The following is a 1,219-nucleotide window of genomic DNA, read 5'->3' on the forward strand; positions in this document are numbered from 1 at the left end:
GAATACCTCGACTCGGAGAAGTACCAGCTCAAACCCCGCGACTGGGCCACCGCCGAACGCGAGGGCCGCACCATCGCCCCCCTCATCACCCGGCTCAACGAAGTCCGGCGCGACCATCCGGCGCTGCGCCGGATCCGCAACATCCGCTTCCACCGCACGGACAACGACGCGCTGATCGCGTACAGCAAGCGCGAGGGTTCGGACGTCGTGCTGGTGGTCGTCAACCTCGATCCGCACCACACGCAGGAGGCCACGATCTCACTGGACATGCCGCAGCTCGGCCTGGACTGGCACGCGTCCACGCCGGTGCACGACGAACTGACGGGTGAGACCTATCACTGGGGCAGGACCAACTACGTGCGCCTCGAGCCCGGCCGGGCGCCCGCGCACGTCTTCCACGTCCGGCGGTCGTCGGCCGCGGCGCTGAACGGAGGGTCGGGTACGTCATGACTGTCAACGAGCCGGTGCCGGACACCTTCGAGGACACCCCGGCCAGGGACCGGGATCCCGAGTGGTTCAAGCGTGCTGTTTTCTATGAAGTGCTGGTCCGTTCCTTCCAGGACAGCAACGGTGACGGTGTCGGAGACCTCAAGGGCCTGACGGCCAAACTCGACTACCTCCAGTGGCTCGGCGTCGACTGCCTGTGGCTGCCGCCGTTCTTCAAGTCCCCCCTCAGGGACGGCGGTTACGACGTCTCCGACTACACCGCCGTGCTGCCCGAGTTCGGCGACCTCGCCGACTTCGTGGACTTCGTCGACGCCGCCCACCAGCGCGGCATGCGCGTGATCATCGACTTCGTCATGAACCACACCAGCGACCAGCACCCCTGGTTCCAGGAGTCGAGGCGCGACCCCGACGGGCCGTACGGCGACTTCTACGTGTGGGCGGACGACGACAAGGGCTACCCGGACGCGCGGATCATCTTCGTCGACACCGAGCCGTCCAACTGGACCTACGACCCGGTGCGCGGCCAGTACTTCTTCCACCGCTTCTTCTCCCACCAGCCGGACCTGAACTACGAGAACCCGCGGGTGCAGGAGGAAATCCTCGCCGCGCTGAAGTTCTGGCTGGACCTCGGGATCGACGGCTACCGGCTCGACGCCGTGCCCTACCTGTACGCGGCCGAGGGCACCAACTGCGAGAACCTGCCCGCCACCCACGACTTCCTGAAGCGGGTCCGCAAGGAGATCGACGCGCAGTACCCGGACACGGTGCTGCT

Annotated in this window: 1 protein-coding gene and 1 pseudogene; both read left to right on the forward strand. The window is 66.7% G+C overall.

Going from position 1 to position 1,219, the window contains the following annotated elements:
• Nucleotides 1-450: pseudogene (locus ACZ7D7_RS33950) on the forward strand (alpha-1,4-glucan--maltose-1-phosphate maltosyltransferase); the annotation flags it as partial.
• On the forward strand, nucleotides 447-1,219 hold a 773-nt coding region (locus ACZ7D7_RS33955; RefSeq protein WP_470829400.1), incomplete at its 3' end, for an alpha-amylase family glycosyl hydrolase. The pseudogene ACZ7D7_RS33950 and the gene ACZ7D7_RS33955, both read left to right, overlap by 4 nt.

It is taken from the genome of Streptomyces sp. NPDC037054 (assembly GCF_055606745.1).